The 26716-nt window shown below is 70.7% G+C and carries 20 protein-coding genes and 2 pseudogenes; 18 read left to right on the top strand and 4 right to left on the bottom strand.

Going from position 1 to position 26716, the window contains the following annotated elements; genetic code table 11:
- Nucleotides 1-673: 673 nt before the first annotated feature.
- The 3 genes and pseudogenes from OG371_RS19265 (at nucleotide 674) to OG371_RS19275 (ending at nucleotide 3469) form a co-directional block, all read left to right on the top strand.
- Nucleotides 674-1943: pseudogene (locus OG371_RS19265) on the top strand (type VII secretion protein EccB).
- An 84-nt stretch (nucleotides 1944-2027) separates the two neighbouring features.
- On the top strand, nucleotides 2028-2357 hold the full coding sequence (locus tag OG371_RS19270) for a hypothetical protein (protein WP_329071106.1): 330 nt from the start codon (nucleotides 2028-2030) through the stop codon (nucleotides 2355-2357).
- Entirely contained in the window at nucleotides 2354-3469 is a 1116-nt protein-coding gene (locus OG371_RS19275; RefSeq protein WP_329071107.1) for a WXG100 family type VII secretion target, read from the top strand. The genes OG371_RS19270 and OG371_RS19275 overlap by 4 nt, the downstream gene beginning before the upstream one ends.
- A gap of 63 nt (nucleotides 3470-3532) precedes the next feature.
- Here the strand turns inward: OG371_RS19275 and OG371_RS19280 are convergent, their stop codons facing one another.
- Both OG371_RS19280 and eccD read right to left on the bottom strand, forming a co-directional pair.
- On the bottom strand, nucleotides 3533-5164 hold the full coding sequence (locus OG371_RS19280; protein ID WP_329071110.1) for a S8 family serine peptidase: 1632 nt from the start codon (nucleotides 5162-5164) through the stop codon (nucleotides 3533-3535).
- A complete protein-coding gene (gene eccD / locus OG371_RS19285) occupies nucleotides 5164-6531 on the bottom strand; it encodes a type VII secretion integral membrane protein EccD (RefSeq protein WP_329071112.1) in 1368 nt (455 codons plus the stop codon). The genes OG371_RS19280 and eccD overlap by 1 nt, the downstream gene beginning before the upstream one ends.
- A 372-nt stretch (nucleotides 6532-6903) precedes the next feature.
- Here eccD and eccCa point away from each other — a divergent pair, with 372 nt between their 5' ends.
- The 6 genes and pseudogenes from eccCa to OG371_RS19315 all read left to right on the top strand — a co-directional run bounded on the left by eccCa (nucleotide 6904) and on the right by OG371_RS19315 (nucleotide 14825).
- Nucleotides 6904-10917: a type VII secretion protein EccCa gene (gene eccCa / locus OG371_RS19290; protein WP_329071114.1), complete on the top strand. Its 4014-nt coding sequence runs from the start codon at nucleotides 6904-6906 to the stop codon at nucleotides 10915-10917.
- A gap of 40 nt (nucleotides 10918-10957) precedes the next feature.
- Nucleotides 10958-12460, top strand: a pseudogene (locus OG371_RS19295) (Hsp70 family protein); the annotation flags it as partial.
- Between the two features lie 591 nt (nucleotides 12461-13051).
- Nucleotides 13052-13522: a type VII secretion-associated protein gene (locus OG371_RS19300; RefSeq protein WP_329073173.1), complete on the top strand. Its 471-nt coding sequence runs from the start codon at nucleotides 13052-13054 to the stop codon at nucleotides 13520-13522.
- Between the two features lie 9 nt (nucleotides 13523-13531).
- A complete protein-coding gene (locus OG371_RS19305; protein ID WP_329071116.1) occupies nucleotides 13532-13888 on the top strand; it encodes a hypothetical protein in 357 nt (118 codons plus the stop codon).
- A 257-nt stretch (nucleotides 13889-14145) separates the two neighbouring features.
- Nucleotides 14146-14466: a WXG100 family type VII secretion target gene (locus OG371_RS19310; protein ID WP_091623789.1), complete on the top strand. Its 321-nt coding sequence runs from the start codon at nucleotides 14146-14148 to the stop codon at nucleotides 14464-14466.
- A 71-nt stretch (nucleotides 14467-14537) separates the two neighbouring features.
- Entirely contained in the window at nucleotides 14538-14825 is a 288-nt protein-coding gene (locus tag OG371_RS19315; protein WP_091623792.1) for a WXG100 family type VII secretion target, read from the top strand.
- 268 nt (nucleotides 14826-15093) lie between these two features.
- Here OG371_RS19315 and OG371_RS19320 read toward each other — a convergent pair whose 3' ends face one another.
- Both OG371_RS19320 and OG371_RS19325 read right to left on the bottom strand, forming a co-directional pair.
- Entirely contained in the window at nucleotides 15094-15576 is a 483-nt protein-coding gene (locus tag OG371_RS19320) for a DUF4333 domain-containing protein (protein WP_329071119.1), read from the bottom strand.
- Nucleotides 15577-16756: 1180 nt separating this feature from the next.
- Nucleotides 16757-17647: a hypothetical protein gene (locus tag OG371_RS19325; protein WP_329071121.1), complete on the bottom strand. Its 891-nt coding sequence runs from the start codon at nucleotides 17645-17647 to the stop codon at nucleotides 16757-16759.
- 265 nt (nucleotides 17648-17912) lie between these two features.
- Between OG371_RS19325 and rplM the strand changes: the two genes are divergently transcribed.
- From rplM to OG371_RS19370, 9 genes are all read left to right on the top strand, one after another.
- A complete protein-coding gene (gene rplM / locus OG371_RS19330; RefSeq protein ID WP_091623802.1) occupies nucleotides 17913-18365 on the top strand; it encodes a 50S ribosomal protein L13 in 453 nt (150 codons plus the stop codon).
- A gap of 14 nt (nucleotides 18366-18379) precedes the next feature.
- Nucleotides 18380-18877 carry a 30S ribosomal protein S9 gene (rpsI, locus tag OG371_RS19335; protein ID WP_329071122.1) on the top strand — a complete coding sequence of 166 codons (498 nt, stop codon included), beginning with the start codon at nucleotides 18380-18382 and terminating at the stop codon, nucleotides 18875-18877.
- A gap of 204 nt (nucleotides 18878-19081) precedes the next feature.
- Nucleotides 19082-20416 (top strand): phosphoglucosamine mutase, encoded by a 1335-nt coding sequence (gene glmM / locus OG371_RS19340; protein ID WP_329071125.1) that lies wholly within the window; start codon nucleotides 19082-19084, stop codon nucleotides 20414-20416.
- Nucleotides 20417-20552: 136 nt separating this feature from the next.
- Nucleotides 20553-20864, top strand: coding sequence for a hypothetical protein (locus OG371_RS19345; RefSeq protein WP_329071127.1), 312 nt, complete (start codon nucleotides 20553-20555; stop codon nucleotides 20862-20864).
- Nucleotides 20861-23614 (top strand): hypothetical protein, encoded by a 2754-nt coding sequence (locus tag OG371_RS19350; RefSeq protein WP_329071129.1) that lies wholly within the window; start codon nucleotides 20861-20863, stop codon nucleotides 23612-23614. Before OG371_RS19345 ends, OG371_RS19350 begins: the two co-directional genes overlap by 4 nt.
- 23 nt (nucleotides 23615-23637) lie before the next feature.
- A complete protein-coding gene (locus OG371_RS19355) occupies nucleotides 23638-24108 on the top strand; it encodes a hypothetical protein (protein WP_329071131.1) in 471 nt (156 codons plus the stop codon).
- A gap of 168 nt (nucleotides 24109-24276) precedes the next feature.
- Nucleotides 24277-24582 carry a hypothetical protein gene (locus OG371_RS19360; protein WP_329071133.1) on the top strand — a complete coding sequence of 102 codons (306 nt, stop codon included), beginning with the start codon at nucleotides 24277-24279 and terminating at the stop codon, nucleotides 24580-24582.
- Entirely contained in the window at nucleotides 24582-26180 is a 1599-nt protein-coding gene (locus OG371_RS19365) for a hypothetical protein (protein WP_329071135.1), read from the top strand. Before OG371_RS19360 ends, OG371_RS19365 begins: the two co-directional genes overlap by 1 nt.
- On the top strand, nucleotides 26177-26716 hold the full coding sequence (locus tag OG371_RS19370; protein WP_329071137.1) for a hypothetical protein: 540 nt from the start codon (nucleotides 26177-26179) through the stop codon (nucleotides 26714-26716). The genes OG371_RS19365 and OG371_RS19370 overlap by 4 nt, the downstream gene beginning before the upstream one ends.

A 26716-nucleotide genomic window follows, 5' to 3' on the forward strand; every position in this document is an offset into this window, starting at 1 on the left:
TGGGCCCGGGTCCACCCGGTCCACCGGGACCGCCCGGACCCTTCGGTCCGCCAGGCCCACCCGGTCCGCCGGGACCCTTGGGCCCACCGGGACCTCCAGGGCCGCCCGGACCCTTCGGTCCGCCAGGCCCACCGGGACCGCCAGGCCCCTTGGGACCGCCAGGGCCACCCGGACCCTTGGGAGCGCCGGGTCCGCCAGGTCCATTCGGGACACCAGGTCCGCCGGGACCGCCGGGACCGCCCGGGGCGCCGGGACGCGGGCCGGGTCCGCCAGGGCCGCCGGGAACCCCGCCGGGGATGCCCGGTCCACCCGGGCCACGCGGCGGCATGCCGGGTCCACCAGGACCGCCCGGCCCACCGGTTCTCCCTGGCCGCTGAGGCGGGCCGAGGGGGCGTCCCCCTGGCGGCGGTGGCGGCCCCGGGGGACCAGGTTGGCGTGGAGGCGTGCTGACGGACATCCGCGCGTTCTCTTCCCCTCGTGCGTGCTGCGTACCCGGAAAGCCGGTCCCGGGGTGTCCGACCCTAGCTTGAGTTGGTAGAAACCCCACACCAGACGGTCCCCGTACGGCTATCCTGCGGAACCGTACCGCGACGGGGAGGACTGTAGGTCGAGAATGCCATCAACACCCACGACTAAGTCTCAGGTTCAGGCCTACAAGTTCGTTCTGCGCCGGATGCAGTCGGCGCTGGTCCGGCGCGATGCCGTCATGCTCCACGACCCCATGCGCACGCATTCGCGCGCGACCGTCGTGGGCGTGATCCTCGGTGTCCTCGGCGGGGTCGTCTTCGTGCTGATCGCCCTGCTCAGCCCCGCGCCGTCGCTGCCGGCGACGGACAACATCGTGATCGGGCAGCAGTCCGGCACCGTGTATGTCGTCTCCGGCAACCCGGAGAAGCTGACCCCGACGTTCAACCTCGCGTCCGCGCGGCTGATCCTGATGGCGCAGAAGAAAGCCGCGTCCCAGGGGCAGGGCCAAGGGCAGGCCGGGCAGCCGGCCCCCGCGACGGATCTGAAGGTCCCGACCGTCGTCTCGGATGAACAGCTCAAGAACATCCCGCGCACGAAGCTGACCGGAATCCCGGACGGCCCGCAGCTGCTGCCCGACGCGCAGCAGCGCATTTCAGCCAACTGGGCCGTCTGCGACCAGGTGGAGCTCGACCCGCAGCTGCCGCAGCCGGACAGCGTCAACAAGACCGTCCGCGGACTTCGACGGCCTGACCGTCGGCGACGTGTTCTCGACCACGCCGGCCGGCCAGGAGCCGGAGTTCTGGCTGATCACGCAGAACGGCATCCAGAAGGTGACCCCCGCCGTCGCCGACATCATCCGCGTGGCGCGCAACGGCGACAGCGGCACCATCAAGTCGCTCGGCCTCGACAAGACCAAGGTCACCAAGCAGCTGCAGCCGACCGACGACGGTTACATCAAGGTCGACAACTTCCCGGCGAAGGTGCCGACCGTCCTGGACGCCACCCAGGGCTCGCCGGTCGCCTGCCTCGGCTGGTCGCTCAGCGCGGACAAGACGAACGCCCACACGTCCGTCTACGTGGGCAGCAACCTGCCGGTGGACAAGAACGCCGACGGCTCGTCGAAGGTGCTCCCGGTCAGCGCCACGGGGCCGAACGGGCTGCCCATCACCGGCTTCTACATGACGCCGGGCTACGGCGCGGTGGTGCAGTCGGCCACCGAGTCGCCCGCGACCTTCGGCAAGGGCCCGATCCAGCTGATCTCCGACCGCGGCATCCGCTACGGCGTGCCGGACACCGCCACGGCGGACGGCCTCGGCCTCACCGATCGGCTGCCGGCGCCGGAATCGATCATCGGCCTGCTGCCCACCGGCGCTTCGCTGAACACGCAGAACGTGCTCAAGCAGTTCGACTCCGTGCCGATCGACCCGAACGCGGGCGCCTTCCCGACCCCGTCGACCCCGCCGGCCGGTAACTGAGGGCACCGCGGCCCGGACGCCGGAACCACGGGCGGCTCCCGGCCGTCCACACTCGAACACACCTCGGGTGAAGTGGAGGGCGTTGTGGCCCCAGGGCAGAGCGCGTTGCGGATCGACGGCGTCGTCGTCGGTGGCTACGCGGAGAAGGTCGCACAGGCGGCAGAGGAGCTGGACGCCGCGGCGGCCGACGTGGGCGCCGGCGCGAGTGCCGCCGAGCCGTTCGGCGAACTGGGCGGCCGGCTCGGCGTGGGCCAGTCGTACACGCGGGCGTCGGACGCGCTCCGGCAGCAGCTCGCCACCGGGGCCGTCGCGCTCCGGTCGGCGGCGGCCGCGCTGGAGCAGCTCGCCTCGGGCCACGCGCAGCGTGACGCCGACGCGGCCGAGCAGATCAACCGCGCCGGGAGGACCTCGTGACCGAGCCGTCGCTCACGTTCGTCTCGGAGCTCGCGCGCGAGCTCGGCGCGACCGACCCCGTCGAGACGTACTACCGGCCGCTCGTCGGCCAGTGGGAGGAGCTGGGCGCGGAGGCCGAACGCCTGCGGGCGGCGGCGAAGACCGCGGCCGGCGCTTCGGGTGGCTTGACCGACGAGCTGGGCCGCCTCGACGCGTCCTGGTCCGGCGCGGACGCCGACGCTTTTGTCGCCTACATGGGTGAAATCCGGTCGGCGAGCGAAGGCGTCGAGGACGCCCTCGACGCGCTCGCGGCCGCGCTGGACGAGTTGGTCACCTCCCTGACCGGGATCGTCCACGACGCCGAGGCCGTGCTCGTGGACGCGGCGGATCTGCTGTCCGAATCGGCGATGCTGCCCTCCGGCGGCACCAGCCGGGCCCGCGGGCAGCTGCGTGAGACCGAGCAGTCGGTGAAGTCGCTGCACGACGCCGCCGAGCACCTGCTGCAGGGCTTCGGCCGGCTGTGCGACGGCGTCGACGCGCCGCCCGGCACGGCGTCCACCATCGAGGTCCGGCATCGGTACCCGCAGGAGCAGTTCCGCCTGCACGACGAGGACGCGGCACCGGCCGCGAGTGGTCCGGCACAGGGGACGCTTCCCGCCGATCCGGCGCCGCACAGTGATTCGGCGCAGCCCGCGGCGGCCGCGGCGGCTTCTGCGGCGGGGGAGCCGCCCGCGTCCGCACCGGCCGACGACGCCGTTTCTCCTTCCAGCACAGACGATTCCGTGTCCCCGTCGGCGACCGGCGATCTCCACGACGGCAAGCACAGCGCCGCCTCCCCGGGGATCGAGCAGGGCCAGGCGGGCGCCGTCCCGGACGCGCCGGAGCCGATCGCCACGGCCGCGCCGCCCGCCGCGCAGAGCCAATCCGGCGGAATGGCGATGATGCCGATGATGGGCGGCATGGGCGGAGGTATGGGCGGTGGCGGCGGCGCTACGCAGCACAAGCCGAAGAACCGGACGCCGGCGAACCGGTCGGAGCTGTTCGGCGAGCCGGCCAACGTCACCCCGCCGGTGATCGGCGAGGACCCCAAGAGCCCCAAGAAGCCCGCCAAGAAGCCGAAACCCGGGAACTGACAAAGGGCCCCTCCTCGCGGTGAAAAGCGAGGAGGGGCCCTTTCAGCCCGAGTATTCAGCCGGTCAGCGCGAAGGCGTCGCCGACCGGTTCCGCCGGATCGTGTGCATGACGAACAGCGTGATCAGCAGCGCCATCACCCCGCCGCCGGTGCCGGCCAGCGCGACGATCATCGGCGTGGAGCTCTGGCCGTCGCCGGGCGGCAGCTGGGCGGGCTGCACCATGGGCTTCGGCGTCGCCAGCACGCCGACGTCACCGGGCAGGTTGGCGGTCAGCGCGGCCACCGGGTCGATCACGCCATAGCCGACGTACTCGTCCCGGCCACCCGGTGCCGCCGGGTGCTGCGCCGTCACCTCGAGGCGCTGGATCACCTGGCGGGCATTGAGTTGCGGGTACATCTGCCGCACGAGCGCGGCCACCCCGGCGACGTACGGCGCCGCGAAGCTGGTGCCCTGGATCGGCGAGGTCTGGCTGCCGCTGGAGATGGTCAGGTTGGCCAGCCCGGTCGAGCCGGCGGCCGGGTCCAGCGAAACGATCTCGGTGCCCGGCGCAGCGACGCCGACCCACGGGCCGTGCACGCTGAAGCTTGCCACACCACCGGTGCGGTCGATCGCGCCGACCGAAAGCACGTCGTTGGTGAACCACGGCGGCGTGACGATCGACTTCGGCTTGTTCGCGTCCGCCTGGTCGTTCTGCGGGCAGGTGTCGGAGACGTTGCCCGCGGCCGCGACGATGACCACGTCGTTGTTGGCCGCGTACTGCACCGCGGCCTGGACCTTCTGCTCGCCCGCCTGGATGTTGCCGTCGGCCGCGCGGCAGTGGTCCACCGACATGTTGACGACCTTGATGTCGTGCCGGTCGGCGATGCCGCGGATGATCTCGGCGAGCGTGTCGAGCGTGCCCGCCGTGCCCTCCTTCTGCAGCTGGCGCTGGTCGCCCTGGTCCTGCTGGGAGTTGGTCCCGCCGGGCTGGCCACCGCCGCCGCCGGAGGTCGACGGCGGGAGCGAGGAGCCGCCGTTGGGCTGCCCGCTGCTGTTCGGCTGGCTCGAGCTCCCGGCGCCGCCGGACGAGCTGTTCGTGGCCTCGGCGTAGTTCTCGCTCAGCTGCCGGTAGGAGACGATCGTGGCGTCCGGTGCGACGCCGATGAAGCCGACCTGCGGGTTGTCCGGCTTGGCCGCGATGATGCCGGCCACCTCGGTGCCGTGACCGTCGCAGTCCTGCAGGCTCGGCGGGATGCCGTTGTCCGGCTGGGCGACGTAGTCGGCGCCGCCGCTCTCCACCCGGCCGCCGAACCACGGGTGCTGCGTGACACCGGTGTCGATCACGCCGATCTTTTGGTCGCCGCCGACGCTGTGCTTCGCGGCCCGGACGATGTCCTGCGCCTTCTGCAGCTGCAGGTAGTCCTGGCCCCATGGCCGGTACTTGATCTCGACGTTGTTGCCGAGCGTGCTGCGCTGCACGCAGTTGGTCTTCTTGGTGTAGGTCTTGTCCGGCTTCTTCTGGTCCGCCGGCAGCTGGGTCATGTCCACCGGCGGCGGTGTCGCCCAGAAGCCCGTGGTGCTGTCGGCGGTCTGCGCGGACGCGGGCGAGGCGACGGCGAACGGGGACAGCACCCCCAGTCCGGCGGACAGCAGGACGACCCCGGCCCGGCCGGTGAAGCCGAGCTTGCGGGCGGCGGGACGCTTGCGGCCGGTCATCACTTGAGGTTCAGGTGTCGCAGTGTCGTGTAGAGGTCCATCACGCCCAGCGCGAGCGGGATCACCACGGCGATGCAGATCGCCTCGAGGATCTCCACGGTCCGCCGCAGCGGCGGCGAGAAGCGCTGGTTCGGGAAGATCACGCCGACCACGAGGGCGCCGGCGCCGACCAGGATCAGCGCGCCGAAGACGTACATCACGCGCTGGTCCGCGGTGGCCGAGGTCATCCAGCCGATCAGGATGCCCGCGGCGGACACCATGCCGGTGGTCAGCAGCGCGATGGCCTGCGCGCCGTTCGCGTACGCCCGCGCGCGCAGGAGAAGCACGAGCGTGGCGACCACGCCGAGGATGATGCCGAAGACGCCGGGGGCGGTCGCCGCGATCACGGCCGAGATCGCCGTGACGGTGCCGCAGCCGATCATCAGGCCGGTCATGTAGTCGTGGGCGATGGAGGTGCGCTGCTCGATGGCGCGGTAGTCCGGGAAGCCGGTGTCCTCCTTCAGCTCCTCCGCGGTGCTGGGCACGTGCGGCAGGGGGAGCTTCGCGAGCCAGATGGTCGCGCGGGGCAGGATCGAGATGCAGGCGAGCGCGACGGCGACCGCGCCGGCGGCGATGCCCGCGGGCGGCTCGTTCGAGATCAGCATCGCGGCCAGGAAGGCGAGCGCGCCGAAGGTGCCGACCGTGGCGGCGGCGATGAAGACGGTGATGCCCGCGCCGATGACCGCGATGCAGACGGACGCGACGATCAGCACCAGCACGGCGCCCAGCAGCAGGTTCGCCCGGACCGAGAGCCCCGGCACGATGTAGAACCCGCTCACGAACGCCAGCGGCAGGCCGCCCGCGGCGGCGATCAGCACGCCCGTGGCCTCCGCCTGGTACGCCTTCGCCAGCGTCGCGCCGAGGGCGACGCACGCGATCGCGCCGATGCCGCCGGCGATGGCGGGGGCGATCGAGCTGCCGCCGTAGAGCGACCCGCTCAGGAACAGCGCGAGCGCGGACAGCGCCAGGGCCAGCCCGCCGGCGACGTGGCCGAAGCGGCGCGCGGTCTCCTTGGTCCAGGGCCGGAAGCTGTCCGGCGCCGACTCCGCGATGGCGTCCACGACGTCGTCGTACAGCGGCGGCGGCGGGTTCTCGTTGCGCTTGCGCAGCTGCAGCAGCTCGCCGTCGATGATCCCGAGGGACGCCAGCGTCCGGCTCGGGTCGAGGGCGGCGTCGCCGAGTTTCGCCAGTGCCCAGCCGCCGTGGCGGGCGCCGCCGTCCGGCGATGTCTCCTTCGCCATGTCCAGCAGCATGGGCAGCAGGTCGGCCACCGCGACGTCCGCCGGCAGCGCGACGTCGATCCGGGTGTTGGGTGCCACCACCGTCACCCTGCTGAAAACCGTCGTGCCCGTTGCCACTAGTTGCCCCCGCTCTGATGAGTCAGCTCCCGGGGGAACTTATACCGAACCCAGGGGGCGGTTACACCGACTGTCCGAAAATGACCGGCGAAAGTACCTCGCCGTACTACTGCGGGCGCCCGTCCGGGGGGCCGGATCCGGTGAGCTGATCTTTACTGTCGGTGGTGGGTCGTAGACTCTGGCGGCAAGAGGAAACGGGTGGGCGAACGGCCCGCCGTGGGGGCCGAACGGGCCGGATCCGGGCGTTGCCCGGATTTCCACGGCGACGTTCGATAGGTTGTCCCGCGCACCCGAGCGCACACCGCCGGCCGCCATCGTCGAGTAGGAACAGAGGGGACCTCGATGAGCACGCTGCAGTTCAAGAAGTCGCCGCGGCTGGCCGCGCCGCGCCCGCCGGGCGGCGAGGTGCACCTGGAGCCACCACCCGAGGTGCCCCGCACGATCCCGGGCAACATCGTGCAGAAGCTGATTCCCGGCGTGATGATCTTCGCCTCGCTGGGGATGATGGGCTACATGTTCACGGCCGGTGGCCGGAACCCGCAGACGATCATGATGAGCGGCATGATGCTGATGGGCACCGTCGGCATGCTCGCCGGCGGTGGCGGCCGGGGCGGTGGCGCCAAGAAGGCCGAGATGGACGAGGACCGCAAGGACTACCTGCGCTACCTCGGCCAGATGCGCGACCGCGCCCGTGAGGCGATGGTCGACCAGCGTGCCGCGCTCGAGTGGGTGCACCCGGACCCGCAGTCGCTGTGGTCGCTCGCCGCGAGCCGCCGCATGTGGGAGCGCCGGACGAACGACCAGGACTTCCTGCACCTGCGCGTCGGCCGCAGCTCGCACCGTCTCGCTACGCGGCTGGTCCCGCCGCAGACGGGCCCGGTCGACGAGCTGGAGCCGATCGCCACCCTCGCGCTGCGCCGGTTCGTGCGCGCGCACTCGATCGTGCCCGACCTGCCCACGCAGATCACCCTGCGCGGGTTCGCGGCCGTGAGCATGCAGGGCGAGCGCGCGCTGACCCGCGGCCTCGCCCGCGCCATGGTCGCGCAGCTGGTCGCCTTCCACGGCCCCGACGACGTGATGATCGCGATCGCCACCGCGGGCCGGGCGAAGGAGGAGTGGGAGTGGGCGAAGTGGCTCCCGCACGTTCAGCACCCGACGATGGCCGACGGCATCGGCCAGCTACGCATGATGGCCGGCTCACTGGCCCAGGTTGAGCAGTGGCTGGACGAGGAACTGCGGGACCGCCAACGGTTCTCGCGTAACGCGACCCCGCCGCCGGACCAGCCGCATGTGGTGATCATCGTCGACGACGCCGAGGTGACCCGCGAGGAGCAGATCATCCTCGAAGAGGGTCTGGTCGGCGTCACGCTGATCGACCTGTCCGAGTCGATCGGCAACCTCGCCGCCCGTCGTGGTCTGCGCCTGGTGGTCGAACCGGACCGCCTGGGTGCGCGCAGTGCCGGTGGGGTGGAGTGGTTCGGCCGCCCCGACACCCTCTCCATCGTCGAAGCCGAGGCCCTGTCCCGCCTGATCGCTCCTTACCGGGTCGGGACCGCCTCCGGTGCGGACGTCAGCGAAGAAGAGCCGCTGCTGTCCAACCCGTCGCTGCTGGAACTGCTCGGCATCCCGGGCGACCCGATGACGTTCGATGTCCAGCAGGCCTGGCGGCCCCGCCCGATCCGCGACCGTTACCGCGTCCCGTTCGGCGTGGGCGAGTACGGGCAGCCGGTGGAGCTGGACATCAAGGAGGCCGCGGTGGAGGGCATGGGCCCGCACGGCCTGTGCATCGGCGCCACCGGTTCCGGTAAGTCCGAGTTCCTGCGCACCCTCGTGCTGGGCATGCTCGCCACCCACTCCTCCAGCACCCTGAACTTCGTCCTGGTGGACTTCAAGGGTGGTGCGACGTTCCTCGGCCTGGACAAGGCCCCCCACGTCTCCGCGGTCATCACCAACCTCGCCGACGAGGTCACCCTGGTCGACCGCATGCGGGACGCACTGGCGGGGGAGATGAACCGCCGCCAGGAAGCGTTGAAGAACGGCGGCAACTTCAAAAACGTGTGGGAGTACGAGAAAGCGCGGGAGAACGGCGCCGACCTCGACCCGCTGCCGGCGTTGTTCATCGTCTGTGACGAGTTCTCCGAACTCCTGGCCGCCAAGCCCGACTTCATTGATTTGTTCGTCGCGATCGGCCGGCTGGGGCGGTCGCTGCAGATGCACATGCTGCTCGCGTCCCAGCGCCTGGAAGAAGGCAAGCTGCGCGGCCTGGACTCGCACCTGTCCTACCGGATCGGCCTGAAAACCTTCTCCGCCGCGGAATCCCGCGCGGCGATCGGCGTCCCCGACGCCTTCGAACTGCCCTCGGTCCCCGGCGGCGGCTACCTGAAGTTCGACACCTCCACACTGGTGCGGTTCAAGGCCTCCTACGTCTCCGGGGCGTATCGGCCGGCCGGGATTCAGGCGGCGGGCCCGGCGGCGACGGTGGTGCGGGCGGACAAGCGGCCGCAGCTGTTCGTGCCGGACTTCGTGGAGTTGCCGAAGGAACCCGAGCCCCAGCAGATCGAGGAAGCACCCAAGGCGGAGGAGAAGCAGCCCGAGGAAGCGGTCGAGCCCAGCGAGCTCGACGTCATCGTCTCCCGGCTGGTCGGGCAGGGCCCGCCCGCGCACGAGGTGTGGCTCCCGCCGTTGAACGAGCCCAACTCGTTGGACACGCTGCTGCCGAACCTGAACCCCACCGACGACCGGGGCCTGTCCCCGGTCGGTTTCTTCGGGAACGGGCGCCTGCAGGTGCCGATGGGGATTGTGGACCGGCCGTACGAGCAGCGCCGGGACATGTTGTGGGCGGACTTCGCCGGCGCGGCCGGGCACGGCGTCCTCGCGGGTGGTCCGCAGTCGGGCAAGTCGACCATGCTCCGGACCCTGATCATGTCCATGGCGTTGACCCACACCCCGGAAGAGGTCCAGTTCTATTGCCTGGACCTCGGTGGCGGCACCCTGGCCGGCCTGGCCGACCTGCCCCACGTGGGCGGTGTCGCGGTGGCGCGGCGCGAACCGGACAAGGCCCGGCGGATCGTGGCCGAGCTGACCACCCTGCTCACCGAGCGGGAGGGCCGGTTCGGGGCACTCGGGATTGACTCGATGAACGAGTTCCGGAACCGCAAACGCCGCGGCGAGATCCCACCCGAGACCGACGCGTTCGGCGATGCGTTCCTGGTGGTGGACAACTGGCGGGCGTTGCGCGATGACTTCGAGGAGCTGGAAACCTCCATCACCCGCCTCGCCACCCAGGGTTTGGCCTACGGCGTGCACGTGGTGATCTCGGCGAACCGGTGGGCGGACTTGCGGCCGGCGATCAAGGACATGCTGGGCACCCGGTTCGAGCTGCGGCTGGGTGACCCGACCGAGTCCGACATCGACCGCCGCACCGCGGTCAACGTCCCGGCCGGCCGGCCCGGTCGGGGGTTGACGCGGGAGAAGCTGCACATGCTGACCGGGTTGCCGCGGATCGATGGCTCCAGCGACGCGGACACCGTCGCCGCCGGTGTCGCGGACGCGGTCGCGAAAATCCGGGGCGCGTGGCGCGGCCGGCCGGCGCCGCAGGTCCGGCTGCTGCCGGAGATGATCACCTACGAAGAAGTGTTGAAGGCCGACACCCGGCGGGACACGAAGCTGGTGCCGATCGGGGTGAACGAGGAGGATCTGCAGCCGATCTACCTGGACTTCAACGCCGACCCGCACTTCTTCGCGTTCGCCGACGGCGAGTCCGGCAAGACGAACCTGCTGCGGCAGATCGCCCGCGGCATCACCGAGCGCTACAGCCCGCAGGAGGCGGTGATCCTGCTGGTCGACTACCGCCGCACCATGCTCGGGTTCCTCTCCGGCGACTCCCTGCTCGGCTACGCGGTCTCCTCGACGCAGCTGGACAGCATGGTCCAGGACGTCTACGGGTCGATGACCCGCCGCCTGCCGGGCGCGGATGTCACGCAGGAGCAGTTGAAGACGCGGTCGTGGTGGACCGGGCCGGACCTGTTCGTGCTGGTCGATGACTACGACCTGGTCGTCACCCAAACCAACAACCCGCTCAAACCGCTCTCGGACTTCCTGGCCCAGGCCAAGGACGTCGGCCTCCACCTCGTCGTGGTCCGCCGCACGGGTGGCGCGAGCCGGGCCTCGTATGACCCGGTCATCGGCAAGCTCAAGGAAATCGCCGCACCCGGCATGGTCATGAACGGCTCCAAGGACGAAGGCGCGTTGATCGGCAACATCCGGCCCAGCGCGATGCCGCCGGGTCGAGGCAACCTGCTGACCCGCAAGGCGGGCAAGCAACTCGTGCAGGTGTCGTGGATCCAGCCGGACTGAGGCCGGGAGGAGTGCGTAAGAGCGTCAGCGGGGGTTTCCGGTGACGGTGCGGGTGGCGGTGGACTTCGGGACATCGAGCACCTGCGTCGTCATCTCCGTCAACGGCCGCGAGCCGCAGGTCGTGGTCATCGACGGGCTCCCGCTGATGTCGTCGGCGGTCTACGCGGCCGCCGACGGCACGCTCTTCGTCGGCCAGGAGGCCGAGCGGCAGGCGGCGGTCGACCCGTCGCGGTACGAGCCCAACCCGAAGCGGCGGATCGACGAGGGTGAGCTGCTGCTCGGCGACACCGTTCTGCGGGTCACCGACGTCGTGCACGCCGTGCTGGCCCGGGTGGTGGCCGAGGCCCGACGGATCGCCGGCGACGCCGAGGTCGACCTGCTGGTGCTCACCCACCCCGCGGACTGGGGCGCGATTCGCACCCGGCTGCTCCGCCAGGCCGCGGGCCGGCTGGCGAACGAGGTCGCGCTGGTGCCGGAGCCCGTCGCCGCGGCGGTTTACCACGCGGCCACATTTGCTCCGGTCGCGTCGGCCGACGATCGCACCGTCGAGTTCAGCGGCCGTCCCGGCGAAGCCCTTGCGGTGCTGGACCTCGGCGGCGGCACGGTGGACGTCAGCGTCGTGCAGCGGCTGCCGGAGGCGTCGCACGACCGGGCGCGGCCGCCGTCCGCGGGTCCCCCACGCGGCGGGTTCCAAGTGCTGGCCACACGCGGCGACCCGAGCTTCGGCGGCGCCGACATCGACCAGGCGCTGCTGGAGCACATCGGCTCACTGGTCTCGGCCACCGATCCCGACGCCTGGCGGCAGCTGGTGGAGGGCCGCGAGCTGACCGACCGCCGACGACGGCGCGTGCTGCGCCAGGACGTCCGCGGCGCGAAGGAAACCCTCTCCCGGCACACCTACACCGACGTGCCGATGCCACCGCCGTTCGCCGACGCGCACGTGACGCGCGAGGACCTGGAGCGGCTGATCACCGCGCCCCTGGGCCGCGCGGTCGAACTCACCAGCGCGGCCATCGCCGAAGCGGGCCTACGACCGAAGCAGCTGACGGCGATCTTCCTCGTCGGCGGTTCCAGCCGGATCCCGATGATCTCGCGGCTCGTGCACGAGCGCACCGGCGTCGTGCCGACCAGCCTGGACCAGCCGGAGACCGTGGTGGCGCGAGGAGCACTGCGCGCGGTGCTCGTGGACCCGGACCGCACCGGCGCGTTGCCCGGCTCGTCCATCGCGCGCCTGGGCCGGGGCGAAGACGCAGGCGGCGAGCGCACCGAGGTCGTCCGCCCAGGCGGTTGGCCCCGCGACGGCCGAGCCGACGCCGAGGGCCGTACCGAGCTGCTGCCGCGCCCAGGCGGCCGCCCACCGTCCGGCCCGCTCCCGATCGCGCACCCGCCGTCGCCGGGCCGGTCCGGTTACGGCGGCCAGACACCCGGTGGCATCGCGAACCCAGCACCCGGCGGCGCCGGACCCGCATTGGGCAACGGACCCGGCGGCGCAGCCGCACTGGGCGGCGGCCCAGGCGCCGGTTCCACTCCGGGCGGCGGCCCCGGACCCGCATTGGGTGGAGGCCTAGGCGCCGGTTCCACTCCGGGCGGCGGTCCCGGCGGTGCTGGTTCCGCTTTGGGCGGTGGGCCAGGTGGCGCTGGATCCGCATTGAGTGGCGGCCTTGGTGGCGCCGGTTCGGCGCCGGGCGGCGGGCCCGGCGGTGCCGGGTCGGCCTTGGGCGGTGGCGCTGGATCGGCGTTAGCCGGTGGGCCTGGTGGCGTTGGATCCGCCTTGGGCGGTGGCCCCGGTGGCCCCGGTGGCCCCGGTGGCCCCGGCGGCGCTGGATCGGCGTTGGGTGGCGGGCGTGGCGGTGCTGGATCTGCGCCGGGCAATGGACCGAGCAGCGGGCCCGGGTTGGGCAGCGGACTCGGGCTCGGCGGTGGCCAAGCGCCGGCCGGGGCCTCCGGCCAGGGTGGCTCGGCGGGCGGTCCAGGCGGGCCGAATTCCGTCCGTCCGGGCGGCGCACCGGCGTGGTCGTCGTCGCAGGGGCGTGAAGACTCCGAGCCGAAAGACGGGAAGCGGCGCTCGAAGCTCCTGTGGATCGGCGTGCCCGCCGTGGTGGTCCTGCTCGTTGCGGGGCTCGTGGTTTACCTGGTGAGTCGGCCGGCCAACCAATCCGGCACGACGCCTGGCCGCACGTACGCGCAGTACGATTTCAGCCTTGTCGCGCCCGAAGACTGGGTGCAGACGAGCGACCAGGTCGCCCAGCGGCAGGTGATCCTGCATCCGCAGGAATCCGTCGCGGGCAACGATCTCGTCGTCGCGCAGGAGTACGTCATGGACTATGACGCGACGGCAGACCGCCAGCGGCTCATCGATGCGTTGCGGGCTGAAGCGGGTAGTCAGGAGAAGTACAGCGGATTCGATCCCGGCATGACCTATGGTGGCCGCACCGTCATCGGCTACCACGAGACCAAGGGCGACCAGTTGCAGGTCGATTGGTACGTGGTCGTGCAAGGGAAGTTCCGCGTGCACGTCGGCTGTCAGTACAACGTGCCGGCGTTGCGGCAGCGTGTCGCCGCGGCCTGTGACCAGGTCGTGCGGACGCTGAAGATCACCAGCTGAGGAGTGCCCGTGCCGTCCGAACCCGAGTCCGCAACGGCGGCTTTCACCCGAGCGGGGCAGGACGCGGTCACGTACGCGCGCCGCGTCGCCGGCACCGCGCTCGCCCGCAATCAACGGCACCGCACCGAGAACCGGGAGTTGCTGAAGCAATTCGGCCGACAGCGGCTCTCCGGCGGGGCCGAGCCGGTGCCGAGCGTGCTGCGCGGCGCCGCCCAGCGGTTCCGCGCGGCGCGCGGCCTGCCCGTGCCGGAGGTTCCCTCCGCGGCGGAATTGGCGGAGCCGGCACCGAATTCCGCACCGCGTCCCCCACGGACGAGTGAAGCGGACGAAGACTTTTCGCAGTTGCGAATCATGCGTCAGGCGTAGTGAATCCGCTTCGGGTCCCGCTGTGCGTCTGCTAACCGTGCAGGTGGAAGTCTTCTTTTCCGACAACGGGTCTGCGCACGGCGCGGGCCTGGGGTCGTACCTGGTGATCGGTTCCCGGATCTCGCGTTCACGCAAGCAACTACTTGCCGCCAAACAGCGACAAGAGGGAACCAGACATGGCAATGTCTTCGTCGTAGGTCCGTACGAAACAAACACGAGCTAGTGCGGACAACCACTAAATGAAGGGGGTAGCTCCCATGGCTGGCGGTTTTACAGGGACTCCGGAGCAGTTCACCGACGCTGAGGGTCGCGTCACCGACGTGCGCGCCCGGATGGACCAGAACCTCTCGCAGCTGCGCGACCGCATCGAGGCGACCCGCGCGGGGTGGCAGGGCGAGGCGCAGAAGGCGTTCGACCACGTCATGCAGCGCTTCGACGAGGACGGCAAGGGCATGAACCAGGCCCTGCAGAACATTGCGAACCTGCTTCAGGAAGCGGGCTCCAAGTACAAGCGCTCTGAGGAGCAGCAGCAGGAGATCATGCAGTCGATGAACAAGGGCTTCGGCGTCCTCGGCTGATCTGGGCCTTCCCGCCCGGTTTTCTTTACCACCCCAGACTTCTTCTTCACTGATTAGCAAGGGAGTTCACCATGGCTGACGGCATTCTTGTCGATTACGCCACCATCCACGCGGCTGCCGACGACTGCACGTCGACCGGCAAGGAGCTTCAGCAGTCGTTCGACCAGCTGAAGGACGACCTGAACCCGCTGATCCAGAGCTGGTCCGGTGAAGCCAAGGACCAGTACATGAACGCGCAGCGTGAGTGGGACCAGAAGTTCGAGGACCTCAAGCAGGTTCTCGCGCAGATCGCCGCGGTGCTGCCGCAGATCGCGGATGGTTACCAGAGCACGGACAAGGGCGTTCAGAACCTGTTCTGAGCCACCTCCGGCCGAAACCACGGCGGGTCACGCACTTCGGTGCGGGCCCGCCGTTTTTCGTTGCCAGGCCAAGTGTTCAGCGAGTTTTTGTGCACACGACACCGACGCGTCACGAAATTCGCGACGCACGGCCGGTGCCGTCGCGGCACAGTTCTCCGCGCCGGATTTCGACCTGCTGGTTGTTGTTGTGCGGCCCCGAAAATGCCGTGCCCGCACGGAATTCAGGTACGCCGAATTCGCGCGAGGTTGTCTCCTCGCATCAAGGAATTCAGTGCGGGGCGCCGACCGAGTACTCGGGCTTGTCGTTGAGCACCCGCACGGTCACCTTCTTCGGCTGCCCGCCGACCTGCACACTGCAGTCGAACGTCGTCCCGTTGGCCACGGATTCGCCGCTGGGGCACTGGACGTTCTGCACGTCGGGCTCGCCGTAGTTCTGGTTGAGCACCCGGGAAACGCCGTCCTGCAAGGACTTCTGCTCAAGAGTGTCCCCTTGGAACGCCCCGAGCAGCCACGCGGCAACCCCACCGACAACCACCACCGCGACAACGCCCCCGCCGATCACCAGCGGCCGCTTGGACCGCGGCGCCTTCCGCACGGCCTCCGCGGAAAACGCCCCCAGCCCCCCATACTGCGACGGCTGGAACCCGCCCCCGAACTGCTGCCCGGCCTGCTGCTGCCCGGATTGCTGCTGACCCGCCTGCTGCTGCCCGGCCTGGTCTTGCGCGCCCGCCTGTGACGGCGCCCCGGTCACCGCGCCTGCCGGTGATGGCGCTCCAGACACCTGCTGCGCGAACCCACCACTGGGCGGCTGCTGCGCTTGCCAGCCGCCGCTGTCGGGACTTGCGGGCTGGGCCCATGCGCCCGGCTGCACCGCTTGCTGAGGCGATTGTTGCGCTTGCCAGTCACCGGTTTCCGGAGCGGTGGGCTGGGCCCAGGTGACCTGCTGCGCCGGCTGTTGAGGCGATTGCTGTGCCTGCCATCCGCCGGTGTCGGGAGCGGTGGGTTGGGTCCCTGCACCCGGTTGCGCCGGCTGTTGTGTTTGCCAGCCGCCGCTGTCGGGAGTGGCGGGCTGAGGCCACGCGCCCGGCTGTGCCGATTGCTGTGCTTGCCAGCCGCCGCTGTCCGGAGCGGCGGGCTGGGCCCCTGCACCCGGTTGCGTCGGTTGCTGTGTTTGCCATCCGCCGGTGTCGGGAGCGGTGGGTTGGGTCCCTGCACCCGGTTGCGCCGGCTGTTGTGTTTGCCAGCCGCCGCTGTCGGGAGTGGCGGGTTGGGCCCACGTTCCCGGCTGTGCCGGTTGCTGAGGCGACTGTTGCGCGGGTTGCTGAGGCCAACTCTGCGCCTGCCCTGGCTGTGCCTGCCCTGGCTGTGCCTGCCCTGGCTGTGCCTGTCCGGGCTGTGCTTGGCCTGGCTGTTGCCAGGCGGCCTGCTGCCCACCCGGCTGCTGCTGCCATTGGCCTTGCTGGGCGTCACTGGCCTGTTGCCACTGGCCTTGCCGGCCGTCGCCCGGCTGCTGCCACGGGCCCGACGGTGCCGGACCGCTCGGAGACCAACCTCCGCCAGTCTGATCCGGCTGCTGCTGCCAGGCCCCGGTCGCAGCGCCCTGTGGCTGACTCGCCTGTCCTGGCTGGCCCCACTGGTTCGGTTGCCCCGCTTGGCTCGCCTGTCCCGACTGGCCAGGTTGACCCACCTGACCCACCTGGCTCGGTTGTCCCACCGAGCCCGGCTGCCCTGCCTGGCCCGGCTGACCCAACTGCCCCGGCTGTCCCGCAGCGGGCGGCTGCCACCACTGCTGCTGTCCACCCGGCACACCCGGCACACCAGGCACACCCGGAACCCCCGAAACCCCAGGTGTTCCAGGCACCCCACCCGGCTCACCAGTCCCGGTCGGCTGCTCGGGCGGCTGGCTCATCGGAGATCACCTCGGGTGCTCATCAGTTGCCCTGCAGTTGGCTGAGGCGGGCGTAGAAGTCCTGTTTCGCGGCGGCGTCCGGCAGGGCCGTGACCTGGGTCGCGTCGGGGGGCTTGGGCAGGTCCTGGGCGCTGGCCTTGCCGGTGAAGCGGAAGTCGTAGCGCAGTTCGATGTTGTGGCCGCTGCCCTGGAGTTTGGCGTCCATCACGAATTCGATCAGGGAGCCGTCCGGGTTGAGGCGGATCGTGGTGGGCACCGGGGCCTTGCGGAGGTCGGCGCCGATCTTGGCCTGCAGGTCGGCCGGGATGACTTCCACGCGCTTGTCCAAGAACTGCGAGAACGGCACGTTCACGGTCAGCTCGGTCGTCCCGTCGCCCATGCTCTTGGCGCCGCGGACGGCTTTCTTGTCGGCCGCGTACGAGGCGTCGACGGCGTCGGCCATCTTGCACGCGGTCAGCACGCCGCCCCAGGCGCACGGCTGCACCAGGCCGGCGTCGGGCTTCGGCATGGAGACCCAGGGCGTCGGCTCCAGCGACTTGTACGCCGGGCCGAGGTACAGGTACTCGACCGGGCCGTCGGCGGGGGTGAACGAGTCGATGATCTCGTCCGGGTTCTTCTGCGACCGGTTGTGCACCACGCGGCTCTCCGGGCTGCCGGTACGCGCCGAGGTGATGATGTTGTGCACCCACTTGTCGTCGATGCGGAGGTACGCGTCGGCGGAATTCGTCACGTCGCGGGCGTCGAGGATGGAGTCCTCGAGCTTGGACATCGCCTTCTCGAACTTGGCGCCGACGTACGAGGCCGCCTGGTCGCCGTCCGGCAGCGCGGTGCCGGCGCGCGCCTGCCCGCACGCGGTCGCGAGCACCAGCACGGCGCTCACAGCGCTGATCGCCCTGACTACCCGTTTCGCCATCGATGTCCCCCGGTCCTCGCCTGGCCGCCGCGATCGTCTCATCATCGCGTTCGACGCCGGGACGCGCAGGTGGTTCCGCCGGAACCACCCGGTACACTTCACCGTGAACGGGCCTACCGTGCACCGTAGGATGAGGCCTTGTTCGCCACCCCGCTGTCCGGGCGCCGCGAACAGGGGGGTATCTTCATATGTCGTTGTGCGTTGCGGCGCGTCAGCGCTAGGCCCGCACAGAACCCACACGCAATGTTGACGACGAGGTAGACCCTTGCCCACGTACAGCCCCAAGCCCGGCGACGTCACTCGTGCCTGGCACGTGATCGACGCCGAGGATGTCGTGCTCGGCCGGCTCGCGACCGAGGTCGCCACGCTGCTGCGCGGCAAGCACAAGCCGACCTACGCCCCGCACGTGGACACCGGTGACTTCGTCATCATCGTCAACGCCGAGAAGGTCGCGCTCACCGGTAACAAGCGCGAGCAGAAGTTCGCGTACCGCCACAGCGGTTACCCCGGTGGCCTGCGCAAGCGCTCGTTCGGCGAGCTGCTCGACACCAAGCCCGAGCACCTTCTCGAGAAGGTCGTCAAGGGCATGCTGCCGAAGAACAAGCTCGGCCGCGCCCAGGCGAAGAAACTGAAGGTCTACGCCGGCCCGCAGCACCCGCACGCCGCGCAGCTGCCGCAGGCGCGCGAGATCACCAAGATCGCGCAGGTCGCGCAGTGAGTGAGGAACAGTCTGTGACCAGCACCGAGACCGAGGCCGTCGTCGCCACGTCGGAGACCCCCGCGGTCGCCGACGCCGTCGCGACCAGCGAGTCCGCTGCCGCCCCGCGCCCGTCGCGGGCCGCGGGCGGCAACGCCCAGACGGTCGGCCGTCGCAAGGAGGCCGTGGTCCGCGTTCGCGTGATCCCCGGCACTGGCGAGTTCAAGCTGAACGGCCGCACGCTCGAGGAGTACTTCCCGAACAAGGTGCACCAGCAGCTCATCCGTGAGCCGCTGGTCCTGGTCGACAAGCCGGACTCGTTCGACATCTTCGCCAACCTGCACGGTGGCGGCATCTCGGGTCAGGCCGGCGCGCTGCGCCTGGCCATCGCCCGTGCGCTCATCGAGGTCGACGCCGACGACCGCCCGGCCCTCAAGAAGGCCGGCTTCCTGACCCGTGACGCGCGCGCCACGGAGCGGAAGAAGTACGGCCTCAAGAAGGCCCGTAAGGCTCCGCAGTACAGCAAGCGCTGATCGCGCCTCAGGCGCAACCCCGGGAGCGCCCATCCGTCCATCGGATGGGCGCTCCCGTGTTTTTTGGGCCCTTTCGCGCCTGCTCGTCCCCGAAGTGATGCGTTTCGCGTTCCGCGGGCGACTTTCCAGGGGCGGGGGCAGGGGGCCGATGGTCCGTGACGGCCGTTAGGTTGTCGTGGTTGTTCGTGGACAAGGAGGTCGAGAATGGCTCGCCTATTCGGCACCGACGGGGTACGTGGCCTGGCCAACGCCGAGCTGACGCCGGAGCTGGCGCTGTCGCTCGCCGCCAGCGCGGCGCGGGTGCTCGCCGCCCACGACCGTTCGCACCGGCCGATCGCCGTGGTCGGCCGTGACCCGCGGGCCAGTGGCGAGATGCTGGAGGCCGCGGTGGTCGCGGGCCTCGCCTCCGCCGGCGCCGACGTGCTGCGCCTCGGCGTCCTCCCGACGCCCGCCGTCGCCCACCTCGTCGGCGCGCTGGACGCCGACCTCGGCGTGATGATCTCCGCCTCGCACAACCCCATGCCGGACAACGGCATCAAGCTCTTCGCCGCGGGCGGGCACAAGCTCCCCGACGGCATCGAGGACGAGATCGAGGCGGGCCTCAGCAGTGAGGTCGTCCGACCGACCGGCTCCGGCGTCGGCCGCGTCTCGGACGTGTCGGACGCGCTGGACCGTTACGTCGAGCACCTGCTCTCGGCCACCCCGCACCCGCTCGCCGGGCTGAAGCTGGTCGTCGACTGCGCGAACGGCGCTTCGTCCGTCGCCGCGCCGGAGGCCTACCGCCGGGCCGGCGCCGAGGTGGTCGCCCTGCACGCGGAGCCGGACGGCATCAACATCAACGAGCACTGCGGCTCGAACCACCCGGACCTGCTGCGCGCCGCCGTCGTCGAGCACGGCGCCGACCTGGGCATCGCGCACGACGGCGACGCCGACCGCTGCGTGGCCGTGGACGCCGCCGGCGAGCTGGTGGACGGCGACCAGATCATGGCCGTGCTGGCGCTCGCGCTCGCCGAAGAGGGCGAGCTGGTCAAGGACACCCTGGTCGCCACCGTGATGAGCAATCTGGGCCTGCACCTGGCGATGAAGGCCAACGGCATCCACGTGGTCACCACGGCCGTCGGCGACCGCTACGTGCTCGAGGAACTGCGGGCGTCCGGGCTGGCCCTCGGTGGCGAGCAGTCGGGCCACGTGGTCCTCCCGGCCCACGCCACCACGGGCGACGGCCTGCTGACGGCGCTGCGCCTGATGGCCCGCATGGCCGCCACGGGCAAGCCGCTCGCCGAGCTGGCCGCGGTGATGAACCGTCTCCCGCAGGTGCTCGTGAACGTCCCCGTCGCGGACAAGGCCGCCGTCGCCGCGTCGGTCGAGGTCCGCGACGCAGTCGGCGAGGTCGAAGCCGAGCTCGGCGAGGAAGGCCGCGTCCTGCTCCGCCCGTCCGGCACTGAGCAGCTGGTCCGCGTCATGGTGGAGGCCCCGTCGCCCGCCAGGGCCCAGGCCGCCGCCGACCGCCTCGCGGGAGTCGTCTCCGCGGCCTCCTGACCACCCGAAATCGCCCAAATCGCTGCGCTCGCCGTCACCGGCCAGGTACATTCCGTGTGCGAGTGCGACGGCACCGGACGGGGGTTTCCCGCGTCTCAAGGTGCTGTACACAGCGGTCTTTGAGGGAGGACGAGCGATGGCGGGCGGCCACAAGGTCGACACGGAAGCGTTGACGAGTGCGGCCAAGGCGGTGAGCGAGACGCCGCGGAGCACGCTGCAGCAGCCGCTCGCGGCCGTCAAGGACGTGCAGCTCACCGCCGCCGATTTCGGCGAGGCGCACGGCGGCAACTTCGACTCGTACCACTCCGGCGTGCTGCGGCTGGCCGACATGGCCGACGCGTACCTCAAGGCGTCGGACGCGTTCTCCCAGAAGCTGAACGCCGCGGGCGGCCGCTACCAGTCCAACGAGGCCGACAGCGCCCAGGCGGCCGGGGGCTCGGGCCGATGAGCGCGAGTGCCGGGGACGACGCTCCGTCAAAGCAAGAAGTCGATCAGCTGATCTATTCGCCCGGCCTGGCCAAGACGGACACCGGGCGGGATCTGGCGCTGCAGTACCTGGACTACGTCGAGGACGAAGACCCCACGAAGTACGGGTTCAAGGACCGCGACGAGTTCAACCAGTGGCGAGACAAGCTGAAGCAGGACTTCAGCATCAGCGAAGGCGACATCAACGCCAACAACTTCGTCGGCGGCTTCACCTCCGACATCCCCGGGGTGTCGAGCCTCCAGCAGGACGTCTACAGCGCGTACTCGAACGCCAAAGCGGTCTACGACCAGAACCAGGAAGGCAGCCGTCAGGCCGACAAGAAGGCCGCCGACGACGCCAAGGGCAAGCTGGACGAGATGGCCGGTCGCGCGTCCGCGACGAACGCCGGCGCGAACACCTCGGACGAGATCCTCGACCTCGGCAACGCGGGGATGCGGACGTTCGACGTCTTCGTGCCGCTGTTCAACCGGGCGGTCGCCGCGGTCGGCACTTACCAGCCCGCCAACAAGGACGATCTGTACAAGCTCTACAACGAGCAGCGCAAGATCCCGTTCACGAAGTTCGTCGCGGGGGCGGACGAGTTCACCAAGCTGAAGACCGCCGTCGCGGATTCGTCGAACGACGTGAAGGGGCAGCTCGCGACCGACCTCGCGAACTGGCAGGGCGGCGCGGCGGACCAGGCGAACGCCTTCCAGAAGAACTACCTCGCCGACGCGAAGACCACCGCGGACGGCATGGGGCACGCGGCCGACGCGGTGCTGGCGGCCGTCGGCTCGGTGGGCAAAGCCTGCCGGGACAAGGCGAACTGGGTGATCAAGTACCGCGTCGACTCGCTCGGCCCGGTCACCGCGCAGGACCTCGACCGGATCATCCGGATCGTCGAGCTGCGCAGCAACGCGAGCCAGGACGACTTCAAGCACTGCGCCAAATTCCTCGACCAGCAGTCGCAGGACCTGATCAACGACGACGACTGCAACCTCAACGACGACACGATCAGCCACATCGTCGACCAGTGCACCCAGTACCTGAAGGACAACTTCGGCAAGTTCTTCGACGGGTACATCCGCGACTTCAAGACCATGTGCGCCAACACGCACACGGCAGTCGACGGGGCGTGGAAGGCGCTGTCGGACTTCCTGCTGACGCTGCCGGAGGACCCGTTCGCCGATGTCGGCAAGTCCGCGGACGACGGTGGGGCGACGAAGGCCAGCGGCAGCTCCGGCGGCGTCAACAGCGGTGGTGGCGGTGGCGTCAACAGTGGCGGAGGTGGTGGGGTCAACAGTGGCGGGGCCGCTCCGCCGCCGTCCGCGTCGGTGGGAGCGCCGCCGAAGCTGCCCGAGGTGCCGGACCCGAACCTGAACCCGGTCACCCACCAGGCCCTGGAGACCAATCCCGAGACCGGGCAGCCGTACCCGATCGACCCGCGCACCGGCGCCGCGATCAAGACCGACACGACCGCGCCTGAGTCGATGACCGTCCAGCAGGGTGACCACAAGATCGCCATGACCGAGCCGGGCGCGGACGGCCGGATGGACATCAAGGTCGACGACGGGTCCGGGTCGGCAAAGGACTATCAGCTCGACTTCGGCCAGGCCAAGGACGGCGCGACGCCCGGGGCCACGCCTGCCGACGGCACGGCGGGGACCCCGCAGCCGGGGGTTCCGGCCCACGGCACGGCTCCGGGTGGCGTTGCTACGGGCAGCACCGCTCCGGGCGGCGTCGCTGCGGGCAGTACCGCTCCGGGCGGCACGGCGGTGCACGAGCCCGGCGCTCAGCCCGCATCGGATGGCGGTTACCGGCCGGGTCCGGACGGCAAGATCCACATCGAAGACGGCCCGCTCAAGATCACCGCCGAACAGCCCCAGGGCCCCGGCGGCCCGACCGTGGTGACCGTCGACGACGGAAACGGCCAGCCGGCCAAGTACACCCTCGGCGACGACCCGGCTGTCACTGGTGGCCACAGTGCGACCGGTGACCTGGGCGCAGTCGGTGGCCACGGCGGTGCAGCCACGGCCGACCCTGCCGCAGGCGGTGCGGCGCCCGGTGGCCATCCCGGCACGGTCGGCCACGAGCCGGCAACGCCGTCTGGTTCGGCGCAGCCGGTCCCGGCCGCGCAGGACCCGGCCTTGGCCCACTCGGCTTCGGCCGGTCATGATCCGGCGTCCGCCCAGTCCGTTTCGGCGGCGCATGGCCCGGCGTACGGGCATTCGGTTTCAGGTGGACATGGCCAGTCCTCGGCGCAATCCTTTGCGCCGCAAGGGAATCCTTCTCACCACGTGCAGTCCACGCCGGACACCACCGCCGCGCAGTCGGCCGTCGGCGTTCCTGTGGCGCAGGCGTCCGGGCCGGACAACTCGACGTCGGCCCAGTCGCTCACTGATCCGATGGACAGTCACAGCAGCGTCGGCGGGCATGAGGACGCCGGGTTGGGCGCGGCTGTCGACTCGGCCGGGCTGGGTGGTGGCGGGGCGACGGACCCGTCGGAGTCCGGGCTGGGGGTGGCGCCGACGGCTGGTGACCAGCATTCGCAGCCCGCCTCGATGGGCATGATGGGCGGCGGGATGATGGGCGGCGGCGGAGGCGGCGGGGAGCAGGAACAGGAGCGTTCCGCCAGCCCGTACCGGGTCGATCGCGGGTTGTTCGAGTCGTCCGCGTCGGGTGGGCGGATCAGCGGCTCGCTCGACGACGACAGCGCGATCGGCTCCCGGTAGCCGGCGTCGGGAAGGGGAGTCCGATGAGTTCCGAAGACGCGCTGGCGGCGATGCGCGCCAAGCTCTCGACGCTCGAGGCGGAGAACACCGCCCGCGCGGCGCTGCTGGACCGCAGCCGGGACGAGGCCGTCGCGGAGAGCAAGGAAAAGCTCGACAAGCAGGGCAAGATCCAGGGTGAGGTGTTCACCCGCTTGCAGGAGCGCAACCGCCGGGCCAAGGCCGCGGGCGGCTGGGCGACGGAGTCGACCGTCGGGGAGAAGCCCGACGACGAGAGCGACTTCGGGTTCGAGGAAGACGACGCCGAGAACGACCGCCGCGCCGGTTACCGCCCCGCGGGGGAGCCCGAGCCCGCTGCCGGGGGCCGCGCCGTCCCGCTGCCCAAGGTCGAGACGCCGCCCGCGCCGCAACCGCCGCCGGTGCCCGGACGACACCGGCGCGGTGCAGCCCGCACCGACGAAGACGACTTCGCCAACACCGACTGGCTGGCCACCTAGCCGACCGGAAACGCAGCGTGGTGCCGTGGGAACACCCGGTCGCGGAAGCCGCACGGTTCTCGTGGGCGCCTGGGGTGAGTAGATTCCCCAGTGCACGGAGGACGGCACCCGGGGGCGGGCCGGCGCGTCGAACCGGGCGAGACACGCGGGACCAAGGGGGCGAGGGCCATGTCCGACGGTGGCTACCGGCACGACTCGGAGAGCATGCTGTCCGCCAAGGGGGCGCTGGAGAGCGCGGCCGAGAAGGCGGCGGGCGCCTTCGGCAAGTCGACGTTGCTCACCGAGAAGGACTTCGGCCGCGTGCACGGCGGCGCGTTCGCTGGTTACAGCAACGGCATCAACGCCTTGGGCGACGCCATGAAGAGTTACGCGGGCCAGCTCGCGCAGCTTGGTGGCGGCGTCGGCACGGCGGCCTCGCGGTACTCGGCGGGCGACGAGGAACAGGGCTCGGCCGCGCGGGATGCGGGGCGCTGATGACTGTCACCGAGGAGCAGATCAAGGCGCTGCAGAACGACCCGTACGTCACCGAGGCCACGAAGCAGTCGGCGATTTCGGCGTACCACCAAGCCGGCCCGGACGGCGCCGGCGAGGCCTACGCGAAGGCCCAGGCGGAACACGATTCGCACGCGCAGGGCGACCAAGCCAACCGCGACGAGACGGCGAAATCAGAGAAGGCCCTCGACGCGCAGCAGGGCCCGGCGCCGGGCGGCGCCGGGGTGAACAAGTCCGACGAGGTGCTTGACCTCGCGAAGCCGGCGCTCGACTTCTTCGCCGGCTGGGCGGACCAGATCTGGAACCGGATGCCCGACGGCCCGGCCGCGAAAATCGAGCCTGGCCAGGACATCCGGGACAAGTTCGCCGAGAACGCCGAGCTCGACTTCCGGAAGTTCCTCGCCGACGCCGAGGAGCTGGCCAACGCGCGCCAGGCCGTCGACGGGACGCGCGCCGACGCGACCACCGCCGTGACCACGCTGTTCAACGACTGGCAGGGCGAGGGCGCCAAAGCCGCGAAAACCCAGTACGAGCACCACATCCAGCCCGGCGCCCAGGACCTGCTCGACCAGCTCGACGGCGCCGCGAAGCTCATCCCCGAGACGATGACGCACATCTACGCCGCGTTGAAGACCAAGGTCGACGAGGTGCTGAAGCTGCGCGTCGACGAGATCGCCACGGCGCCGCTGTACCTGGCGAACCAGGTGGTCGAGGTCGCGCAGGGCAAGGCCGTCTCGAAGGAAAGGCTGCTGGACATCGCGCAGTGGCTCGATTCCGCGTGCCCCGGCAACAACCTGCACGACCGCCTGCGCGACGACGACTGCGGGCTCACCGACGAGAACAAGGACTACGCGATCGGGGCCGCCAAGCAGTGGCTCACCGGGCCGTTCGCGGCGGAGTTCGGGCAGCGGTACGACTCGTTCAAGGGCCTGTGCCAGACGGCCACGGACACGATCAACTCCCACTTCCAGACGCTTTCGCGGTTCATGGCGGGACACCAGAACCCGTTTTCGTTGGTGGGAACGGGTTCTGGTGGCGGAGCAGTGCCGGCGGCGCCGGACGTCTCGGCGATGTTCGCCTCGGTGGGCGGATCGGGCTCCGGAGAGGCGGCCAGGCCCGCGCACGGTGGCGGGTTCGCGGCGCCGAGCTTCGAGGTGGATTCGTCGACCAGCACGGCGTCGGCTGATTCAGGGGACGAGATGACCACGGCGTCGGCTTCGCTGAGCGATCTCGGGGCGCACGTGCTCGACGCGGATGGTCAGCCGTACGGGGTCGAACCCGACCAGAACTCGACCGACGGGCAACTGGGCGCAGCGCCGGGCGGCTTCACCGTCGACCCGCTGGGCGCCGGCCAGCAGACCGGCGCGATGCCTGACGGGACAAGCGGTTTCGGCGGCGTGGGCATGGGGATGGGCATGGGCGGCGGGCTGGGCAGTTCGCCCGGCGGCGACCAGCAGCGGGGCACCAGCCAGCACCGGCTGGGCGACGACGTCTTCGAGGCGCGGGGTTCCGGCAACCGCATCAGCGGTTCGCTCGACGACGAGAGCGGGCCCGTTCGCCATGAGGGCGGCGGCCGGTGACCACTCCGTCCGCATCGGAGGAGTGGCCGGGCCCGTCCGCGACGAACGGGGCGGCCGGGGACCGGCTCGCGGCCGCGCGCTCGGCGATGGAGTCCGCGACGCGTGAGCACCAGGAGCAGCGCGGCTTACGCGAGCGGCACCTCGAGGAGGCCAAAACCCAGGCGCGCCAGACGATGGAGCGCGACGCCGCCGTGCACGGCCGCTACATCACGCACATGCAGGAGCTGAACCGCCGGCACAAGGAGGCGGGCGGCTGGCTCACCGAAAAGGCGCTCGTCGATCGCTGGCAGACCATGGAGTTCGGCCCGGAAGAAGACGACAAGCCTCGCGACGATTTCACCAAGCTCATCCCGCCGAAGCCGCCCGGGCCGATCGACGCGCCGATCATGGAAGGGCCTCCGGTCTCGACCCAGCCGACGCCACCCGAACCGTCTCCGCCGACGACGCCGATCCCGTCACCGCCGCCCGCCGCCAGCCGTCGCACCGGCTCCTTCGACGATGACGACTTCTCCAACAACAGCTGGATGGTCGACTGA

Origin of the sequence: Amycolatopsis sp. NBC_01480, assembly GCF_036227205.1 — a bacterium.
In the GTDB taxonomy this organism is placed as follows: Bacteria; Actinomycetota; Actinomycetes; order Mycobacteriales; family Pseudonocardiaceae; genus Amycolatopsis.

What these genes read in the sequence shown, in the direction of transcription:
- OG371_RS19345 (WP_329071127.1), top strand. Translation starts at nt 20,553, where the DNA reads ATGGCGGGCGGCCACAAGGTCGACACGGAAGCGTTGACGAGTGCGGCC.
- OG371_RS19325 (WP_329071121.1), bottom strand. Translation starts at nt 17,647, where the DNA reads ATGGCGAAACGGGTAGTCAGGGCGATCAGCGCTGTGAGCGCCGTGCTG.
- OG371_RS19365 (WP_329071135.1), top strand. Translation starts at nt 24,582, where the DNA reads ATGACTGTCACCGAGGAGCAGATCAAGGCGCTGCAGAACGACCCGTAC.
- eccCa (WP_329071114.1), top strand. Translation starts at nt 6,904, where the DNA reads ATGAGCACGCTGCAGTTCAAGAAGTCGCCGCGGCTGGCCGCGCCGCGC.
- OG371_RS19280 (WP_329071110.1), bottom strand. Translation starts at nt 5,164, where the DNA reads ATGACCGGCCGCAAGCGTCCCGCCGCCCGCAAGCTCGGCTTCACCGGC.
- OG371_RS19360 (WP_329071133.1), top strand. Translation starts at nt 24,277, where the DNA reads ATGTCCGACGGTGGCTACCGGCACGACTCGGAGAGCATGCTGTCCGCC.
- OG371_RS19315 (WP_091623792.1), top strand. Translation starts at nt 14,538, where the DNA reads ATGGCTGACGGCATTCTTGTCGATTACGCCACCATCCACGCGGCTGCC.
- OG371_RS19355 (WP_329071131.1), top strand. Translation starts at nt 23,638, where the DNA reads ATGAGTTCCGAAGACGCGCTGGCGGCGATGCGCGCCAAGCTCTCGACG.
- OG371_RS19350 (WP_329071129.1), top strand. Translation starts at nt 20,861, where the DNA reads ATGAGCGCGAGTGCCGGGGACGACGCTCCGTCAAAGCAAGAAGTCGAT.
- OG371_RS19310 (WP_091623789.1), top strand. Translation starts at nt 14,146, where the DNA reads ATGGCTGGCGGTTTTACAGGGACTCCGGAGCAGTTCACCGACGCTGAG.
- glmM (WP_329071125.1), top strand. Translation starts at nt 19,082, where the DNA reads ATGGCTCGCCTATTCGGCACCGACGGGGTACGTGGCCTGGCCAACGCC.